General features: G+C 69.3%; 17 protein-coding genes. 7 read left to right on the top strand and 10 right to left on the bottom strand.

The window, feature by feature from the left end; genetic code table 11:
- Positions 1 to 242: 242 nt before the first annotated feature.
- The 3 genes from ACFVUT_RS16440 to ACFVUT_RS16430 form a co-directional block, all read right to left on the bottom strand.
- Positions 243 to 671 (bottom strand): hypothetical protein, encoded by a 429-nt coding sequence (locus ACFVUT_RS16440; protein WP_389649163.1) that lies wholly within the window; start codon positions 669 to 671, stop codon positions 243 to 245.
- A 332-nt stretch (positions 672 to 1,003) separates the two neighbouring features.
- Complete coding sequence (locus ACFVUT_RS16435; RefSeq protein ID WP_389649166.1) at positions 1,004 to 2,017, bottom strand: helix-turn-helix domain-containing protein; 1,014 nt, start codon at positions 2,015 to 2,017, stop codon at positions 1,004 to 1,006.
- A gap of 203 nt (positions 2,018 to 2,220) precedes the next feature.
- Positions 2,221 to 2,433, bottom strand: coding sequence for a hypothetical protein (locus tag ACFVUT_RS16430; RefSeq protein WP_389649309.1), 213 nt, complete (start codon positions 2,431 to 2,433; stop codon positions 2,221 to 2,223).
- 165 nt (positions 2,434 to 2,598) lie between these two features.
- Here ACFVUT_RS16430 and ACFVUT_RS16425 point away from each other — a divergent pair, with 165 nt between their 5' ends.
- Together ACFVUT_RS16425 and ACFVUT_RS16420 are read left to right on the top strand one after the other, a co-directional pair.
- Positions 2,599 to 3,477 (top strand): helix-turn-helix domain-containing protein, encoded by an 879-nt coding sequence (locus ACFVUT_RS16425; RefSeq protein WP_389649169.1) that lies wholly within the window; start codon positions 2,599 to 2,601, stop codon positions 3,475 to 3,477.
- Positions 3,474 to 3,683, top strand: coding sequence for a DUF397 domain-containing protein (locus tag ACFVUT_RS16420; protein ID WP_389649172.1), 210 nt, complete (start codon positions 3,474 to 3,476; stop codon positions 3,681 to 3,683). The genes ACFVUT_RS16425 and ACFVUT_RS16420 overlap by 4 nt, the downstream gene beginning before the upstream one ends.
- A 37-nt stretch (positions 3,684 to 3,720) precedes the next feature.
- Here the strand turns inward: ACFVUT_RS16420 and ACFVUT_RS16415 are convergent, their stop codons facing one another.
- Positions 3,721 to 4,464, bottom strand: a complete 744-nt coding sequence (locus ACFVUT_RS16415; RefSeq protein ID WP_389649175.1) for an SMI1/KNR4 family protein — start codon at positions 4,462 to 4,464, stop codon at positions 3,721 to 3,723.
- Positions 4,465 to 4,558: 94 nt separating this feature from the next.
- Here ACFVUT_RS16415 and ACFVUT_RS16410 point away from each other — a divergent pair, with 94 nt between their 5' ends.
- Complete coding sequence (locus ACFVUT_RS16410) at positions 4,559 to 5,569, top strand: DUF5954 family protein (protein ID WP_389649178.1); 1,011 nt, start codon at positions 4,559 to 4,561, stop codon at positions 5,567 to 5,569.
- Positions 5,570 to 5,662: 93 nt separating this feature from the next.
- Complete coding sequence (locus ACFVUT_RS16405; protein WP_389649181.1) at positions 5,663 to 6,136, top strand: hypothetical protein; 474 nt, start codon at positions 5,663 to 5,665, stop codon at positions 6,134 to 6,136.
- A gap of 169 nt (positions 6,137 to 6,305) precedes the next feature.
- Here the strand turns inward: ACFVUT_RS16405 and ACFVUT_RS16400 are convergent, their stop codons facing one another.
- The gene (locus ACFVUT_RS16400) at positions 6,306 to 7,607 is read right to left on the bottom strand and encodes an LCP family protein (RefSeq protein ID WP_389649184.1); all 1,302 of its coding nucleotides are present in this window, start codon (positions 7,605 to 7,607) and stop codon (positions 6,306 to 6,308) included.
- 120 nt (positions 7,608 to 7,727) lie between these two features.
- Here ACFVUT_RS16400 and ACFVUT_RS16395 point away from each other — a divergent pair, with 120 nt between their 5' ends.
- Positions 7,728 to 8,276, top strand: coding sequence for an acyl-CoA thioesterase (locus ACFVUT_RS16395; protein ID WP_389649187.1), 549 nt, complete (start codon positions 7,728 to 7,730; stop codon positions 8,274 to 8,276).
- 129 nt (positions 8,277 to 8,405) lie between these two features.
- On the opposite strand, the gene ACFVUT_RS16390 is transcribed toward ACFVUT_RS16395, so the two are convergent.
- On the bottom strand, positions 8,406 to 9,767 hold the full coding sequence (locus ACFVUT_RS16390; RefSeq protein ID WP_389649190.1) for an LCP family protein: 1,362 nt from the start codon (positions 9,765 to 9,767) through the stop codon (positions 8,406 to 8,408).
- Positions 9,768 to 10,044: 277 nt separating this feature from the next.
- On the opposite strand from ACFVUT_RS16390, the gene ACFVUT_RS16385 reads away from it, so the two are divergent.
- A complete protein-coding gene (locus ACFVUT_RS16385; protein ID WP_389649193.1) occupies positions 10,045 to 11,058 on the top strand; it encodes a glycosyltransferase family 2 protein in 1,014 nt (337 codons plus the stop codon).
- A gap of 71 nt (positions 11,059 to 11,129) precedes the next feature.
- On the opposite strand, the gene ACFVUT_RS16380 is transcribed toward ACFVUT_RS16385, so the two are convergent.
- From ACFVUT_RS16380 to ACFVUT_RS16365, 4 genes are all read right to left on the bottom strand, one after another.
- Entirely contained in the window at positions 11,130 to 12,800 is a 1,671-nt protein-coding gene (locus ACFVUT_RS16380) for an LCP family protein (RefSeq protein ID WP_389649196.1), read from the bottom strand.
- A 49-nt stretch (positions 12,801 to 12,849) separates the two neighbouring features.
- The gene (locus ACFVUT_RS16375) at positions 12,850 to 14,691 is read right to left on the bottom strand and encodes an LCP family protein (protein WP_389649199.1); all 1,842 of its coding nucleotides are present in this window, start codon (positions 14,689 to 14,691) and stop codon (positions 12,850 to 12,852) included.
- Positions 14,692 to 14,915: 224 nt separating this feature from the next.
- Positions 14,916 to 16,196: an LCP family protein gene (locus ACFVUT_RS16370; protein ID WP_389649202.1), complete on the bottom strand. Its 1,281-nt coding sequence runs from the start codon at positions 16,194 to 16,196 to the stop codon at positions 14,916 to 14,918.
- A 129-nt stretch (positions 16,197 to 16,325) separates the two neighbouring features.
- Positions 16,326 to 17,078, bottom strand: coding sequence for a TIGR03089 family protein (locus tag ACFVUT_RS16365; protein ID WP_389649205.1), 753 nt, complete (start codon positions 17,076 to 17,078; stop codon positions 16,326 to 16,328).
- Positions 17,079 to 17,215: 137 nt separating this feature from the next.
- Here ACFVUT_RS16365 and ACFVUT_RS16360 point away from each other — a divergent pair, with 137 nt between their 5' ends.
- Positions 17,216 to 18,538, top strand: a complete 1,323-nt coding sequence (locus ACFVUT_RS16360) for a peptidoglycan recognition protein (RefSeq protein ID WP_389649208.1) — start codon at positions 17,216 to 17,218, stop codon at positions 18,536 to 18,538.
- Positions 18,539 to 18,568: the final 30 nt, after the last annotated feature.

Below are 18,568 nucleotides of genomic sequence, written 5' to 3'. Positions count from 1 at the left end.
ATCGGACCGTGTACATCTCGTGCGGGGTATCTCGCTCCCGGACTGCCTCGAACGCAGTCGAAGGCCCTGCGCGAGGAAGGTGCCGCGATCTGTTGCGTAGGTCGTCGGGCAGTCCTTGAGGTCGCATGTGCGTGCCGGCTTGGTGACCTTCATCAAACGGCAGATGATCGGCCGTGCAGGCTTCCAACTGTTCAGGAAGCGGGCACGACTTGTCCGAGACGGTCGGCCGAGTCACGGCTTTCTCAAAGGCCGTGAGTCGCAGTCTTGTTTCGGCGGAGATAGCCGTCATTGGGGCAGCCGGCATCCGGGTCCGCGGTCGGACACATCGAAGGGTCGTCCTCGTCGCCGAAAAGATGGACGTCCACCTCGCAGTCGCTGATGGAGAAGATCAGCGACAGAACGGTGCCGCGTGTGGCGGTCTCGTCAGCGGTGTTGAACCCGTCGGCTTCAGCTGAGGCATAGAAGGCCCAGCGGCCGGACGACAGGGCCGAAGGGTTCTCGCAGCGTGACGCGACGGGCAACTCGTCGAAGTTCTCCGCAGCGAAGGTGTGGTCCTCATGGAAGGTCAGGGAAGTGCCCGCCTCGCTGCTCCATCGCCCCTTCACTTGATCCGCTGAAATCTCTACGGCATAGATCGCCGCAGCCAAGCCGCAGGACACCGTCAGCGCCACCGCCACCCCTGTTAGGGCGATTGAGCGCCATAACTGTCGGCTCACGTCTCTCCCTTCCCAACCTCCCCGGCAGCCGCCAACCTCGCGGCCTCATCGACCGGAGTCAACTATATTTGAACGCGATCAAAATGGCGTAGTGATCCGCAGTCAAGGCAACCGGCGGTACGCAACGGTCCTCGCGAGAGTCAGTCAGGAATCTGACCCCGAGGAAGTGGAAATTCCGTCAGGCAGGCGTCACCGTGGCCACCACCCGATCCTGGAAGCGTTCTCGGTAACAGCCGCTCACTCTGTTGCTGCGGGAAGAGGTGGACAACGCGGACACCTCGTTGTGTTCAGCCGGTCATGGGCCACTGACTCTCCTCGGCTGAAGATGCACTGACCTCGACGCGTCGCTCTTCCGTGCGGCAGTCGCTGCAGTCGCGGCAGTGGCCGGGGTGGTGGGAGCGGAAGGCGCGGTCGCAGCGGTCGCAGTTCTGGAGCGGGATGGCGATGAGGCCGGGGCGTGCGAGTGCGACGACGTCCTGGGCTCCTGGTAGCGGTGGTGGCAGAAGAGTCGTGATCCGGTGCCGGAGGAGCTTGGCTGGGTGTTTGAGGGGCATGGGGAGGTCGGTGGTGAGGGTGTGGCGGATGGTGTCGGGGTGGGTGTCGCGTTCGAGCCAGGTGGCGACGCCGGGGGTGAGGGCGTGGATGTCGCTCTCGGAGAGGACGAGCTGGGGTGCGTGGCGGCGCAGGTCGGCGAGGAGCGCGGTGGCCACGCGGTGGAGCTCCGGCGTGAGTTCCTGCGGCTGGGGGAGCGGTGGTGGTGATGTCGTGTGTGTGGTGGGGGCCGGTACGAGGACAGGGGCGGGCTGGGGCTGGAGTGCGGGGGCCGGAGCTGGGCGCCGTTCGGGAGTGGTGGCACGTAACGGTGGCGTGGGCTGTGGGGTTGGCTTGTTGGGGGCCGTCCGGGGACGGGGAGCTGTGACGGGGTCGGCGGCTGCGCCGGGCTGGTTGTACGAGAGGGTGCGGGTGATGATGCGGCCGTTGGTGAGGCGTGCGCGGCTGCGGTGGAGGTAGCCGTGGGTTTCGAGTTCGCGTAGGGCGGCGGCGATGCGGGTTTCGCTTTCGGGGAAGCGTTCGGCGAGGTGTTTGATGCCGATTCTGGCTCCGGTGGGGAGCGCCTGGATGTGGGCGGCGAGCCCGATCGCGGTGAGGGAGAGTCCGCGGTGCTGGGTGAGGTGGTTGCCGATGACGGTGAAGCCTGCGGCATGCCGGGAGTTGATGTGGATGACACCGGATGAGGGTGTGGCGTCTCCGGGTACGGGAGACGGGGCGCGCGGGGGCGCGCTAACCTGCGGGGTATCCATCGGGAAGCTCCTACTTCCTCGGTGGTCAGGCCCTCGACTGAGATTGGCGTCTCGTCGGGGGCCGTCGCATGTCTGGAGTTGTCGCGGCGAGCATATGCCAGCCAACCCGCTTGAAATCCAGCTCAGTTGCCCTATTTCACCCGCGAGAGTGACGGGGGTCGGGTTTGGGTGGGGAGGGTAATTTCCCCAGGTTCTTTAAAGCTTTATGCGTCGCGGAATGCGGGGACGTGGCGCACCGGGTCGTGGGTTTCCGCGACCCGGTGGAGTGGTCGTGGTGCGAGGTCGAGTTCGGCCCAGACGGTCTTGCGCGGGACGGGTCCGACATCGATGCCCCAGCGGTCGGCAAGCGCCTCGACGATCAGCAGACCGCGCCGGACGGGAGCGGAATGTTCGGTTCGGGTGATGTGTTGGTTCACGTCACTCAGCGTGGCCGCGCCCTGCGTACCGTGAACAGCAACAAGCCCCTTACGTACGGTGATTGTCCCGTGCTTGTCCAGTGCTGTCCCGGCTGTCCGGGGTGACGTGTCGGGGAGACCGGGGGTTGAGTCAAGACGGCAGAACGCGTCGGAAGTGGGGCACGGATGAGCGTGGATGGGACCGGTACGGAACGCGGTGACGCCGGGGCGGACGAGCCGGGCTGGGACGTCGATCCCGATGACGAGTCGGGGGCGGCCGTGGTCGCGGCGGTGGGCCGCCAGATCAAGGCGTGGCGGGAAGCGGCGGGGCTGCGGGCCGGCGAGTTCGGGGCCGCGATCGGGTACGGGGAGGACCAGATCTACAAGGTGGAGGGCGGCCGTCGCATCCCCCGCCCGGAGTTTCTGGACAGGGCGGACGACGTGCTCGGCGCGCGCGGGAAGATCGCGGCGATGAAGCAGGACGTGGCGGAGGTCCGGTACCCGAAGAAGGTGCGGGACCTGGCGAAGCTGGAGGCCAAGGTCGTCGAGCTGTCGGCATACGGCAATCACAATATCCACGGCCTGTTGCAGACCGAGGCGTACATGAGCGCGCTCCTCGCTACGCGTCGGCCCGCGTACTCCCAGGATGAGCTTCAGCGGATGGTCGATGCACGCATGGCCCGACGTTCTATTTTCACCCGGGAGCCCGCCCCGGAACTCAGCTTTGTCCAGGAAGAGGTGACGCTGCGCCGCCCCATCGGAGGGACACTGGTGATGCGCGAACAGCTCGAACACCTTCTGCAGGTAGGGCAGTTGCGGTATGTGGAGATCCAGGTGATGCCGACGTGCTGCGGAGATCACCCTGGAACGGGCGGGCGGATCCAGGTGTTGAAGTTCGGCGACGGCTCGGCGGTAGGGCGCACCGACAACGAGTTCGCCGGTCGTCCTGTCTCCGATCCGAAGCAGCTCCGGATCCTCGAACTGAGGTATGGCATCATCCGGGCTCGGGCTCTCTCGCCAGGAGAGTCACTGGCCTTCATCGAGCAAGTGCTGGGAGAGACATGATCCGCAAGAGCTCTGCAGGGGGCGCCTCCGGCTTGGAGTGGTTCAAGAGCAGCTTCAGTGACAGCAGCGACGGCAATGACTGCGTCGAGGTCGCTGCAGCCCCCGGCACAGTTCACGTCCGGGACTCCAAGAACGCTCAAGGCCCGCGCCTCGCCTTCGGCCCCGACGCCTGGGCGGGCTTCGTCCCGTACGCGGCCGAGCACTGATCCCGCTCGGCCGCCGGCCCGGACAGGGCGACTCCCGTCAGACCTCTTCGTACTCCCCGTCGAAGCGGTCGAGGGCCGCTTCCGTGCGGGCACGGAACAACGCGGTCCCGCGATCGTCGCGGAGGATGATCTCGTCGTGCGCGTACCAGCGTGAGCCCACCTGCCGGCTGATCGGGTACTCCGGGAACGGAAGGCGCTGGAAAGTGGCGGCGATGTCCTCAGGCAGGCCGGTGTCGTCGGAGGCGACCCATACCATCAGGTCTTCATCGGCGCACAGGGCCTCGGACAGGACGATCTCGACGAACGCGACGCTGACCCGGCCCAGCCACGCCTCCCAGTCCGCGGCGGTGGGCCGGGCGAGGTCGGCGCGGACCACGACGGGCGGGTCGTCCTGGTCGAGGTCCGTGACGCGTATGCCCCAGTAGGCGCAGGACTGGTTCTCGACGCGGAAGACCAGCACGCCGCGGTCCTCGTCCAGGTAGAGGTCCTGCGGCGCGAGCAAGACGTCCTGATTGCCCGTCAGGTCCGTGCGGCTGCCGAGCAGTTGGTAGCCCTCGCGCAGCGCGGCGGGCAGGGGAAGGCCGAGCCGGGCCCGGGTCGCGTCGAGGTCGGCGGGGGCGCAGCCGTCGGTCCCGGCGAGGGGGCGTTGGCTCCAGTCGCGGGCGAAGGCGCGGACGAAACGCCAGGCCGCCGGCCTGTCGGGCTGCTCGCCGACGGCCGCGGTGAGTGCGTCGAGGTCGAGCGCGGGCGTGAGGTTCGGGGGCTGTGGCTCCTGCGTCATGCGTGCGACTCTAGGCGCCGCCACTGACAGGGTTCCGTGTCCTCCTTCTCGTATTCCCCGTACCTTCCGTCCGCGGCCTCGGCACACTGGGTGCATGGTCGATCACTATCAGGAACCGCCGGACCACCTCGTCGTCAACGTGCGACACCGGGACGACCCCGTGTCCCTGGTCACCGAGGCGGACGCGCTCGCCGCATCCCGTACGTACGCGAACATCGTGGTCCGGGGGCCGCTCTTCGGCATCGCCGAGCAGCGCCGCGGGGAACGGCCGCGGTGGCGGCTGCTGACCGACATGGACACCGGCTATCCGCAGGATGCCCGCGACGAGTTGAACTCCCACCTCTGGTTCAAGGCCAAGGACGACACGGACGACCCCCGCGAGCGGCGCCTCCTGCTGGACGCGGTGGCCCGGCTGGAGACCGAGCCGCTGAATGAGCTGACCGTCGGTGACACGCGGTACCGCGTCGTGCGCGCCGACGAGTTCGCCCGGGTCGGCGGGGGCCGCCTGGAGCCGCCCAGGCCCACGGACGTCGACTCGGAGGGCTGGGAACTGCAGACGCGCACGCCCTCGACCACCAAGGGTTTCGTCGTCGACCACGCGGCGGCGGTGGGCCTGGTGGAGGGACTGGACCGGATGAGCCTGCTGTCACTTTCGTACACCTCGGAGCGCTTCCCGTCCGATGTACTGGCGGATTCTCAACGGGCGTTGCGGACCCACCCGGGCGTGGTCCTGCTGCCGGTCGTCTACCGGGTGATGGAGCGCAAGGAGAAATCCTGGTCGATGGCGTCGGGTCAGCACCCCACCCCGCAGGACGCCCGGCGTTCTCTGGCCGGCTATCTGAAGGAGGTCATGCCGCTGACCGGAGAGGTCGACGAGCAGGAGGCCGCCGTGTACGCACGGGCGGCGGAGGCGTTCACGCGGCGGCTCCGGCCCAACGAACTGACTGTACGGGGGCGTTGCTTCGAGATCGTCCGGATCGAACGCATGATGCGCATGGGGCCCGCGGGCCCGGAGGGGCCACGGCGCTCGGACACCGACGTCCAGGAGCCCATGCAGATCCATCCCGTGATGGACGAGTGGGGCAACATCTCCTACAGCGCGTAGCGGCGGGGCCGGCCCCCGGCGCGATCGTGCGGGCCCTTCGCCCACGGGCATCGGGGACCGGCCCGGCGCTGTGGTGGCGTACCTTCCCCTTCCATGACCGACATCACCGCACTCACCGGCCTGTTCACCGCCCTCGGTGCCGACGACGCCGAGGGCTGGGCCGATTCCGAGGCCGAGGAGAACATTCCGCAGCTCGCCCGCTACCGCTTTCTGCGCATGGTCTGGCAGGACATCGACGGGTGGAGTGCGGCGGCGCCGGACTGGGTGGAGGCCTACCGGAAGGACGGGCTCGCCGGCGGCGCCGTCGAGCGGGCGCTGGCCCTCGGCCTGACCCCCGCAGACCTGGGCGACATAGCCCGCGAGGTGGCGAAGGAGACCGCGTTCGGCCTGCTCTACGGGCTGGCCGACCCGGCCGACGGTGACCTTCCGCCCGAGATCGAGCAGCAGTTGCCCGGTTGGTGCCTGGCCGAGCTGACACCGGAGGGCGAGCCCACCGGCCGGGTCCTGGACGCGTTGTACGAGGACTTGGACGAGGCCGAGCCGCAGGGGCCCGCAGGAGGCATGTGACGACCGCGTTCGCCGGGCCCGGCACGGAACAGGGCCCGGCACGGGAACGGGGCCCGGTACGGGAACGGGGCCCGGTACGGGAACGGGGCCCGGTACGGCAACGCGGCGCCTTGGTACGGCAACGAGGCCCGTACGGCGAACCGTCCGGGCCCCGCGTCACCTTCTGCCGTCAGTTGCCGGAGACGGTGACCTTCTCGTCGTTGTTGAGCTGGTCCACCAGCTGCTTGACCTTGGCCTTGTCCCAGACCAGGTTCCCGCCGGTGGAGCCCGAGATCGGCATGTTCATCGACGTGCCGTCACCGCCCGTGACGCCCTTCATGGCGAAGAACATCTGCCCCAGAGACCAGAGCGACATGTCCTTGTCCACGATGAGGGTGTCCAGACCGGCACCCATCGTCGGGTACAGCTTGAACGGGTTGAGGACCGTGGACGGTGTCGCCGTCTGGCTCGCCAGCGCCGCGAGGAACTTCTGCTGGTTCTTCGTGCGGGCGAGGTCGGACTCGGCGAAGGCGTACCGGGTGCGGACGAAGGCCAGCGACTGCTCGCCGTTCAGGGTCTGCTTGCCCGCCTTGAAGTCGGCGCCGGACTTCTTGTCCTTGAAGCCCTTGGGGATGTCCAGCTCCACACCGCCGATGGCGTCCACGATCTTGGCGAAGCCGCCGAAGCCGATCTCGACGTAGTGGTCGATGTGCAGACCGGTGTTGAACTCGACCGTACGGACGAGGAGTTCGGGCCCGTCCTCGGCGTACGCGGCGTTCAGCTTCCGGAACCGGCCCTTGGCCGGGTAGAGCTTGCCCGACTCGGAGCCCTTGTACGAGGGGATCTCGACGTTCGAGTCACGCGGCAGGGAGACCAGTGTCGGGCCGTTCGATCCGTCGTGCAGGATCATCATCGAGTCGGTCCGCTTGCCCTCGGCCGAGCCGGTGTGGAGCCGCTTCTTGTCCTCGGCCGACATGCCCTCGCGGCTGTCGGAACCGACGATCAGGTAGTTGGTGCCGTCGCCGCCCTTGGGCCGCTCGATGACCTTGGAGAGGTCCACCTCGCGCTTGAGCTTGGAGTCGGCCCAGAAATACGTGCCGATGGAGACCGCGAGCACCACGACGACCAGGGACAGCGCGCCTATCTTTATTCGGCGGCCCCAATTGGGCGCGGGACGCCCCTGGATGTGACCGTCGTCACCCCGCCCGCCGCCGTGGCCGTCCCCCCGGCCGCCGCCGTTGCCCCCGCCGCCGTAGACCTGGCCCGTGTTGTAGCCGTTGTCGTACCCCGCGCGGTCGTCGTACCCGCCGGAGTGCTGCGGCGGCTCGGGCTGCCGCTGCCGGGGCGGCGTGGGTCGCTGCTGCGGTGGCGCGGGATGCCGCTGCACATGCCGCATCACGCGGGCGCTCTCGGGCCGGTCGCTGTCGCTGCCCTGCCCGTAGCGGTTGCCGCTGCGGTTGTCGTCGGTCCAGCCCTCGGGCCAATCGTTCATGCCGTCCAGTGTGCAGGCCGGGCCTACCACTCTTACAAGGGTGTACGGGAAATCGCATCAGGGCTGTTGCGAAGCTGATGCATTGCTGCCGGGCCGAAGCCCCCGCATAAGGTGGACGGTATGACAGATCAGGCCCCAAACCCGGAGGGTGATATTCCGGGCAAGCCGACCGCTGCTTCCCGCACCACCCTCAGCCACATCATGACCGGCAGCGACACCAATCTGCTGGGGACGGTGCACGGTGGCGTGATCATGAAACTGGTGGACGACGCGGCGGGTGCCGTGGCCGGCCGGCACTCCGGCGGACCTGCGGTGACGGCCTCGATGGACGAGATGGTCTTCCTGGAGCCGGTCCGGGTGGGCGACCTCGTCCACGTCCGCGCCCAGGTGAACTGGACCGGCCGCTCCTCGATGGAGGTCGGCGTCCGGGTCATGGCCGAGCGGTGGAACGAATCCACCCCCGCCCAGCAGGTCGGCAGCGCGTATCTGGTGTTCGCCGCGGTCGACGCGGACGGCAGGCCGCGTCCCGTACCCCCGGTGATCGCGGAGACCGAGCGCGACAAGCGGCGCTACCAGGAGGCGCAGATCCGGCGCACCCACCGTCTCGCCCGGCGGCGCGCGATCAAGGAACTGCGCGAGAAGCGCGTGGCGGACGGCATCGACGTCTGACCACGGCCCTGCCCAGGGTCACGGCCCCGTCCGCGGTCACGGCCCTGCCCAGAGGTCACGGCCCCGCCCAGAGGTCACGGCCCCGTGCAGGGGCAACGGCCCCGTGCAGGGTCACGGCCCCGACCGGGGTCACGGGCAGGCCACCTGATCGCCCGTGAACGTGCCGAACTCGCCCTTCGCCTCCTCGGCCCGCACCTGCCGCACCTTCTCGAAGTCCGCACCCGCTGTCACCCGCATCGTGGCGCCCTGCCCCTGCACCGCCCGCAGCTCGGCCCCCGGCAGCGCACCGGCCAGTGACTTCGCGGACGCGTCCCAGCGGGGGTCGTAGGTGATCAGGGTGCGTTTCAGGCCGTGCGGCTCCCCGTTCAGCGGGGCGCGCGTGGTGTTGAAGCCGGTGGCGCGCAGCGCGGTGTCGACCGTTCTGCCGAGCCCGTCCTTCGGAGTGCCGTTGTAGACCTGGACCCGGATCCGCTGCGGGGCGACATCGACCTTCACGGCCTTCGGCCCCTCGGGCCGCTCCGGGGCGAGCGGCCGGTCCTCGCGCAGTGCCTGGAAGAGCTTCTTCGACTTCGCCTCGTCCCAGGTGACCGTGGAGCCGATGCCCTTGACCGGGTGGGAGGCGTTCAGCACCGGTACGGAGGTGAACTCGGACGAGGCGGGGGAGAAGCCGCGCATCGCCTGACCGAGCTCCAGCATCTGCTCCGGGCCGAAGCCCTTGTCGGCCCGGACCGAGCCGAGCATGGTCGAGGCGACGTCCTGGAACTTCACCGGGTTGAGCAGCACACCGCTGCGGGTCGCCTGTCTGAGCAGCGAGGCGAGGAACTGCTGCTGGCGCTGCATCCGGCCCAGATCGGCGTCCGCGTCGATGTGCCGGGAGCGTACGAACTGGAGCGCCTCCCCGCCGTTCAGGTCGTGGGAGCCGGCGGCGAGATCGAGACCGGTGTACGAGTCCTTCAGCGGCCGGGGCGTGCAGATCTGTACGCCGCCCAGGGTGTCCACCGTCTTCATGAAGCTGGTGAAGTCGACCTCCAGGTAGTGGTCGATCTTGACGCCCGTCATGCGTTCGACGGTCCGCACGGTCAGTCCGGGTCCGCCCTCGGCGTAGGCGGCGTTCAGCTTCATCGGGTGGGCGGAGTGCGTCTTTCCGGTGGCCACGTCCTTGTGCTCGGGGATCTCGGTGTAGCTGTCCCGCGGCAGCGAGACGACGCTCGCACGCTTCCTGTCCGCCGACAGGTGCACCAGCATGATCGTGTCGGTGCAGTTGCAGGGCGCACCGCCGAGGCGGTACTTCCGCTTCTCCTCCGGGGTGATCTTGTCGCGGCCGTCGGTGCCGACGAGCAGCAGGTTCATGCCGTGACCGGCCCGGGGACGGTTCTTCATGTCCTTGAACGGGTCGATCCGGTCGATCCCGGTCTCCAGGCTGGTGACCACCGCGTGGCCGATACCGCCCGCCCCGAGCACGGCCACGGAGACACCGGTCACCACGCGCATCCCCCAGCGTGGCCGTGCGTCCCGCTTTCTGGGCGTGAGCTGCGGTGGAACCGGGCGGGTGCGCGAGGAGCGAGGGGAGGAGTGCGGTGTGGGCACAGGGGTAACCTCCGCGGTGCAGGGGGGACCGTTCGCACAGTAGGTCCATATGATCTGCACTCCGCGAAGCGACCCCGTGCCGCGCGCCGGTGTCCCCCATTCGCGGTAACGTGGCGGCCGAATACCGCCGCCCGGTGGGGAGCGAACCGCCGGCGCCCCCGAGGACCACCCGAGGACCACCATGCCTGCCGCGCAGCCCCCCGCCGTCTCCGTGATCATGCCGGTGCTCGATGAGGAACGCCATCTCAGGAGCTCCGTCCGGCACATCCTGGAGCAGGAGTACGCGGGGGAGATGGAGGTGGTGATCGCGCTGGGCCCCTCCACGGACCGTACGGACGAGATCGCGGCGGAACTGGTGCGCGAGGACCCCCGGGTCCACACCGTCCCCAACCCGACCGGACGCACTCCCGCCGCGCTCAACGCCGCGATCAAGGCGTCCCGCCACCCCATAGTCGTGCGGGTCGACGGTCACGGCATGCTCTCGCCGGACTACATCGCGACGGCCGTCCGCCTGATGGAGGAGACGGGTGCGCAGAACGTCGGCGGCATCATGCACGCCGAGGGCGAGAACGCCTGGGAGGACGCCGTCGCCGCGGCCATGACGTCGAGGATCGGCGTCGGCAACGCCGCCTTCCACACCGGCGGCCAGGCGGGCCCGGCGGAGACCGTGTACCTCGGTGTGTTCCGCCGTGAGGCCCTGGAGAAGGCGGACGGCTACAACGTGGAGTTCATACGCGCCCAGGACTGGGAGCTGAACTTCCGCATCCGCGAGGCGGGCGGCCTGATCTGGTTCTCGCCCGAGCTGAAGGTGCAGTACCGGCCGCGGCCCTCCGTCAGGGCACTGGCCAAGCAGTACAAGGACTACGGTCGCTGGCGCCACGTCGTGGCCCGTTTCCACTCCGGCTCGATCAATCTGCGCTACCTGGCGCCGCCCGCCGCCGTCTGCGCGATCGCGGCGGGCATCGTGGTCGGCGCGGCCGTCACCCCGTGGGCGTTCGTCGTCCCCGCCGGGTACGTCGCGGCGATCGTCGCCGGGTCCGTCCCGGCGGGCAAGGGCCTGTCGCTGAAGGCGCGGGCGCAGATCCCGGTGGCCCTCGCGACCATGCACATGTCGTGGGGGTACGGCTTCCTGACCAGCCCGCGCTCGCTGGCGAAGAAGGTCATCGCCGCCCGGCGCCCGGCCGTGACGGCGTAACGGCCGGCACGCGGTGGGGGCCTTCCGAAGCGCCGGAAGGCCCCCACCGTGCGTGATGCCCGCCTTCGGGGCTACCAGCCGAAGCCCGGCTGGATGTCCATGCAGGCCGATTCGTCGCCGCCGTTCAGCGCGCGGGCGCTTTCCGGGGTCTTCTCCGTGGCACTGGGCGGGGTGTAGGCCCCGTCCTCGCGCCAGTCGGCCCCCACGGTCAGGGTGATCCCCGAGACCTCGGTCGACTTCTTCACCGAGGTCAGCGGGATTCCGAGCGCCTTGGCGACGGCCTGGGCGTTGCCCTCCATGTCCGCGCTGGGGAAGAGCACCTCGGTCCGCGCCGCCGCGTCCGTGTTCTGCGAGTCGACCGTGGCCCGGTCGAAGCCCTTCCCGGTCAGCAGGCTCTGGACCGCCGTGGCGCGGCCCTCGGCCGGGTACTCGGTGGAGGTGCGGGTTCCGTTGCGGACGCTGACCGGGATCTCGGCGACGGGCGATGTCGCCTCCTTGGCGACCGCGGTCTTGCGCTTGGACGCCTTGCCGTCGAGCGGGACGTCGTCACGGACCATCTGGAACAGCTGATCGGCCTCGCCGGGCTTGGGCAGCACCCGGCCCTGGTTCGCACCCGTTGCGTAGACGTTCGGCATCGTCGTCATCGTGATGCGCTTGGTGGGTGCCTTCTGCAGTTCGCCCGCGAGGTCGTACAGCTTCTTGACCGTGTCGAGGCCCTTGTCGACCGTCAGCGCGTCGGTCGCCGACTCGGCGAGACCCATCAGCTTGCCCGGGTCGGTGAGCTTGGTTCCCGTGCGCAGCTCACGGACCATCGAGTTCATGTACATGTGCTGGGCGTGCGTGCGGCCGAGGTCGGTGCCGTCCTCGAAGCCGTAGCGGGTCCGCAGCCACTGAAGGGCCTGCTTGCCCTTGACCTTCGTGGTGCCTTCCTCCAGCTTCAGCCCGGAGCCCTTGCCGTCACGGGTGTGGGAGTAGACGTTGCCCTTGACGCAGACCGGGACGCCGCCGATCGCGTCGGCCATCGAGACCACACCGGCGAAGTCGATCATCATGAAGTGGTCGATGGTGATGCCGGTCAGTTCGTACCAGGTGGCCACGGTGCATCCGGGACCGCCACGGCCGAGCGTCTCGTTGGTCATCGTCAGGTTCGTGCTCGCGGGGTAGACCTGATCCGTCTTCGGGTCGGTGCACTTCGGGATCTGCAGCAGTGTGTCGCGCGGCATGCTGATCACCGACATGTTGCTGCGGTCCGCGGAGAGGTGGAGCAGCATCTGCACATCGGCCAGCGGCGCCGCCCCGAACGTGCTCTTGGCCCCGCCGAGCTTCTGGTTCGCCTTGGAGTCCCGTGCGTCCGAGCCGATGAGCAGGATGTTCAGCGGGGTCTGACCGGCGGCATTGGCCTTGTGATCGGCCATCTTCTTGTCGCCGAGCGTCAGGTCGGCCTTCTTGAGGTTGCCGTTGAGGTGCCTGTAGTAGAGGTATCCGGCCCCCGCGCCGCCGAGTATGAACAGGGCGAGAACCGCGGCGACCCAGCGCAGTACCCTGCGCTTGCCCTTCTTGCCGCGCCGCTTGGGGCCACCGCGCCGATGGCCGCCGTCCGCCGGCGCGGCCCGCTCACCGGACGCGCCGGAGTCCGGATCCTTCGGCGGCGCGTCCTCGTAGAGCCTGTCGTCCCAGCCGAGTTGGCCGGCGTGCCGGACGCGTGGTCGCGTCCCCTCCCCGGGCGTACTGCTCCGTCCCACCAGGACCCCCCTGCTGTTCAGACTTGTGGTGTGGCGCAGTGACCGGGTGTCACTTGGCGCACTCTGCCTTGGCGGCGTTCGCCTGCTGGATATTGTCCGGCGCCTTTGTCGGACCCGTGATCGGGATGCCCGCGCCCTTGAAGTCGGCGCCCAGCGTCAGCACCATCGCCTGGAGCCCTTCGGCGTCCGTGGTGCCCTGCTTCATGGCCGAGCCGGGCAGGCCCATCATGGCGGCCAGCGCGCGGGCCTGGTCTGCCTGGTTGGGTGCGTACTCCAGCGTCGTCGTCTTCGTCTTCGCCGGGGCGTTGGCCTTGTTCGTGGACTTCGGTACACCCTGGTCGTTCTGCAGCCAGGTGACCGTAGCCTGTGCGGCACCGGCGATGTCGCCGCCGTTGTACACATCTACACGCACGTCGGCAGGGTCGGCCTTGGTTCCCTTGAGGAGCGCGTCCTGCTTGCTCTTCGTGGCCTTCTTCTGCGACGCCACCTCGGTCAGGGAGGTGTCCTCCTGCATCATGGCGAACAGCGGGTCGGCCCTGGGCGCGTCCACCACGACAGTGGCCCTGACCTTCTCCGCCGGGTTGTCCCGCACCGGCACCGTCGTGAAGGTGATGTTCTTGGTGTTCACCTTGCCGACCTCCTTGGCCAGCGACGTCAGCTTCTTCACCGAGCCGATGCCGGAGTCCACGGTGAGCGCCTTGGTCGCCGCGTCCGCCAGCTTGTACAGCTTGGTCGGGCTGGTCAGGGTGTCGTCCGACTGCATCTGCCGGATCATCGAGGCGATGAACTGCTGCTGGACCTTGATCCGGTCCAGGTCGCTCTGATTGCCGAAGCTGTGCCGGGTCCGTACGAACGCCAGGGCCTCCTCGCCCTGGATCACGTGCTCACCCTCCGACAGGTCCAGATGCGAGTCCTTGTCCTTGACCGGCTTGGCCAGGCAGACCTTGACACCGCCGACCGCGGTGGACAGTTCCTTCACCGCGTTGAAGTCGACCATCATGAAGTGGTCGACCTTCAGCCCGGTGATCTCCTTGACCGTGTTCATGGTGCAGCCCGGGTCGCGGCCGTCCTGGCCGAGGCTGACGTTGAAGCGGACGTTCTGCGTCCCCGGGATGACCTTCTCCGAGCCGTCCGACTGCTTGGCGGTGCAGTCCGGGATGTCGGTGATCAGGTCGCGGGGGATGCTGAGCGCCGTCGCGTTGGTGCGGTCCTTGGAGACGTGGAAGAGGATGTTCGTGTCGGCGTGGCCCACGCTGCCCTTGTCGCCGTACCCCTCGTTGCCCTTACCGGTGCGCTTGTCGGTACCGATGATCAGGATGTTGAGCGGGGCGTTGGCGGTGACGACGTCCTTGTTGCCGGCGCTGCCGACGTCGACGGTGTTCAGGTTGCCGTTGAAGTGCTGGTAGAGGGCGTATCCGCCGACCGACAGGCCGACCAGTACGAAGGCCATCACGCCGCCCGTCCACAGCAGCGCCTTCTTGCGGCGCGCCTTCGGGGCCTTGCGGCTGCGGCGGCCCGCGCCCTCGGCACGGTCGGCACCCTCCTGCCCGCGCGGACCATGGGCCGAACGGCGGCCGCGCTGGCCCGGCACTTCGCGGCGCGGGTCGGACCCGCGCCCGTCACGCGCCGGACCCCGGCCCTCACCGCTGTGCCGGGTCGCGTCTCCGCGTTCGCCGCGACCGCCGTCGCGGGCCTTGTCTATGCGCTCGCCGTCATTGTCGCGGGCCGGTGTTCTGCGATGCGGGACGCGCGGCCCGGACGGTTGGGAAACGCCGGCTGAATCCCCTCCGGAATGATTCAGTCGCAGTTCGTAATCGCCGGTGTGCGGGTTCAGAACCCACTGGTCTGCGGGGTCGAATTCATCCGCCCGCCCACGACTTTGCGCATCCACGGTTGCTTGAGTCCTCCGTCGGGTGCCACGCGAGGCGCCATCCCCGGTCAGGCGCTCGATCCTTTACTCCGGAAGCGCGCGGCCGGGTGGCCGGAAGCACCGGATCGCGTCACACTATCGGCCCTGTTCGTCGTAGAGCGACGAGCGTGACAAATTCCACGGTCCTTACAACTGGTCATTCTGCTCATTACGCGCCGATCACCGGCTTCTGCTTGGGAATTGCTTTACTGCTTACACAGGTCGGCCGCCGCGTTGTTGCCCGAATAGGTGGGTGTGGGACTCGGGCCCGAGGCGTCCGGAGTATCGGTCGCGGCATTGTTTTTCCCGGCGTTCTTCCCGTCGTCCCCCTTGAGCCGGTCCGCCGGGACGACGGCGACCGGAGTGTCGTCACGCAACCGCTTGAAGAGGCGATTCGCGTCGGGCTGAACCAGTTCGTCCCGGTTCGGGTCGGCGGTGTACGGCTGCCGGGGCACGGTCAGGAACTGCACCTTGTCGGTCGGTACCTCGCGCAGGCCCCGCACCAACTCGTACAGGTTCTTGAGGCTGTCCAGGCCCGGATCCGTGGTCAGCGACTTGGTGGCCGCGTCCAGCACCGGGTAGAGGCGGGTCGGGTTGAGCAGGACGCCGTTGCTCTGCACCTTGTTCACCAGCGCGCCCAGGAATTGCTGCTGGCGGTCCATCCGTTCGGTGTCGCTGCCGTTGCCGATGGACTTGCGTGCCCGTACGTACCCCAGCGCCTGCTCGCCGTCGAGCCTGTGGCGCCCGGCGGAGAGCTTCAGATGGGCGTCGGCGTCGTCGACCGGCTTCTTGAGGCAGACCTCCACACCGTGCACCGCGTCGACCATGTCCTTGAACCCGCTGAAGTCGACGACCATCTGGTGGTCGATCCGGACGCCGGTCAGCTTCTCGACCGTGCGGGTCGTGCAGGCGGTGCCACCGAACTCGAAGGCCCAGTTGAACTGGGCGAATTGTTTCTTCGTCGCCGTACCGTCCGCCCTGTGGCAGACGGGGATCTGCACCATCAGATCCCGCGGCAGGGACATCGCGGTGACGCTCTTCCGGTCCGCGGCGAGGTGCAGCAGGATCGTGGTGTCCGAGCGCTGGCTGCCGCCGTCGTCGCGACCGTACTCACGGTTGTCACCGGCCCGGCTGTCGGAGCCGATGAGCAGGATGTTCTCCGCGTCGTGCACCACGGTCGCGGGCCGCTCCCGCTCGTAGGTCTTGAGCTCGGCGGCGGCCGATGTGTCGGTCCTGATGTTTCCGTCGAGCTTCTGGTAAAGCCACCAGCCGAGACCCGCGGCGGCCAGCACGACGAGCGAGACGCCGAGCGCGGTCCAGCGCAGCCAGCGGCGGCTGCGCCCGGCAGCGCCGCCGGAGCCATCCCCGGCCGGTGACCTGCCCTCGTCCGCGGCCGAGTCGTCGGAGTCATCCGGCGGGCCGGCGCTTTCGCTCACGTCTGCGTCCATCCTCACGTTCGGCGGCGCGCTGGGCCGCCGGTCGCACAAGTAGACGGCTGAACCTCACGCTTGGTTGTATTTCCGAGTGGTCCGTACCGCCGATCATGTACCGGAGTTGACGCGCAGACCCGAGGACTCGACCGGTATGGGCCGGACGAGTGATCCCCAGACCTCTTGTCACATCGCGGTGTTGGTGATCCGTTCGCTCGCGACGCGCCCCGCCAGACCGTCCTCGCCCAACTGCCCCAGGTGCCGGCACAGCACCACGGAGCCCCCGGCGGCCAGCGGAGCGAACAGCCCCGCGCTCAGGCCGTCCCAGGTGTCGTACGTACGGCCCGTCAGCAGCCGCGACCCGGCGGTCAGGCCGAGACCGGCCGCGTCCTCACGAGCCCGCGCCACCAGCTGCGCCGCCGTCAGCTCGGCGCCGTCCACCGCCAGCGCGGGAGCGTCCGGATCCACGGGCGTGAACGGAGCGAACCGGTCGCCCTGGCCCGGCACCTCGACCGCGTAGTCCGCGAAGCCCTCGGGCGCCTGCGGGAACCTGCCGCCCAGCGGACGCAGCGCCAGGGCGACCCGCTCGCCGCGGCAGGCGCGCGCGGCCTCCAGCGAGTCCGGGCCGCTGACGACGAGGTCGGCGCCGGCCGGGTCGCCCTGCACATCGGCGATCACGCCCACCGAGGAACAGGCGAGCAGCCAGACCGCGGACTGCCAGTGCGCGGGCAGCAGCAGGGCGAGCCGGTCGCCGGGCTCCGCGGCGAGGTCGCCCTGCAGGAGGTTGGCGGTCTTGGCCACCCAATTGGCGAAGGTGGCCACCGACAGTTCGACGCGTTCTCCGGTGGCGTCGTCGTAGAAAGTGACCAAGGGGCGGGTCGGATCCACGGCGAGCGCGGAACGCAGCAGGTCGGCGGGGGTGCGGTCGGTGGCGTTCATCCGCGCAAGGGTACGCGTCGGCGCCGGACCGCGCCGGAGCGGCGGATGCCGGGTACACCGGTTCGGCAGACGGTCCGTCAATCGTGGGGAAATACCGCGGTAGACGGAGTTGTCATGATGTGCCCAGGATCATTGTCATGCGTGCCTTCCTTGCATCCTCGATCGGTGTCGCCTGCGCGGCCGCACTCGCACTGCCGTCGGCCGTCCCCGCGGGCGCCGCCCCCGGCGTTCCCGGCGGGGCGTCCGACGTCGCGGGCTCGACGCAGTCGCTGCCCATGTCGCCGCTGTCCGCACCGTCCGGCCGGGCCACCGGCGTACCCACCCGGACCGCCGGGCCGGCCGAGCAGGGGCTGACCGAACGCGAGGTCCGCCCCTTCTCCCTGGCCGGCGTCGTCTGGGACGACGCCGGAACCGAACTCCACGGCTCCGTCCAGGTCCGCACCCGCGCCCGCGCCACCGCCCGCTGGTCGGACTGGCAGGACCTGGAGACGCACAACGCCGAGCACGGAGCCGACCCCGGGACCGCCGAGCGGGAGTCCGGCACCGTGCGCGGCTCCACCGCCCCGCTCTGGGTCGGCCCGTCGGACGGGGTCGCGGTCCGGGTGCGCCCGGACACCACCGACCCGCGGGACCGGACCGCGCCGGCCGTGCCGCTGCCCACCGGTCTGCGACTCGAACTCGTCGACCCCGGCAAGGACCCGCAGCAGCTTCCCGCAGCGGGCGCCGAGGCCGGCGGGGACGGCGGGGACGGGCGCACCGCACCGCTCGACCCGAGCGTGCTCCCCGCCCTGACCAAGGCGGAGACCGAGGCACGCGGGGAGGAGGAGGTCCGGCTCGCCCCCGGCTCCAGGCCGTACATCGGACCCCGCCCGCGCGTCATCACCCGCAAGGGCTGGGGAGCCGACGAGAAGCTCAGGGAACGCGCCTTCGTGTACACCAAGACCGTCAAGGCCGCCTTCATCCACCACAGCGCCACGGGCAACAACTACTCCTGCTCCCAGGCGCCGTCGGTCCTGCGTGGCATCTACCGCTACCACGTGAAGAGCAGCGGCTGGCGGGACATCGGCTACAACTTCGCCGTCGACAGGTGCGGAAACATCTACGAAGGACGGGCCGGAGGCGTGACGAAGGCCGTCCTCGGGGCACACACCCTCGGCTTCAACACCAACAGCACGGGCATCGCGGTGCTCGGAACCTTCACCCGCACGAACCCGCCCGCCGCCGCGGTGAACGCCGTCGCGAAGCTCACCGCGTGGAAGCTCGGCCTGTACGGGGCCGACCCGCGCGGCAGGACCACGCTCGTCTCGGGAGGCGGGAACAAGTTCAAGAAGGGCAGGAAGGTCAGACTCAACGTCATCTCGGGCCACCGGGACGGCTTCGTGACCGAATGCCCCGGAGCACGGCTCTACAAGAAGCTCGGCACGGCGCGGACCGGCTCCGCCCGTCTGCAGGGCCGCTGAACGGTACGGCGAGAAGCCCGCAGCGGCCGA

Origin of the sequence: Streptomyces sp. NPDC058051 (assembly GCF_042885475.1) — a bacterium.
In the GTDB taxonomy this organism is placed as follows: Bacteria; Actinomycetota; Actinomycetes; order Streptomycetales; family Streptomycetaceae; genus Streptomyces.
This window is presented reverse-complemented; position numbering and strand designations above follow the sequence as displayed.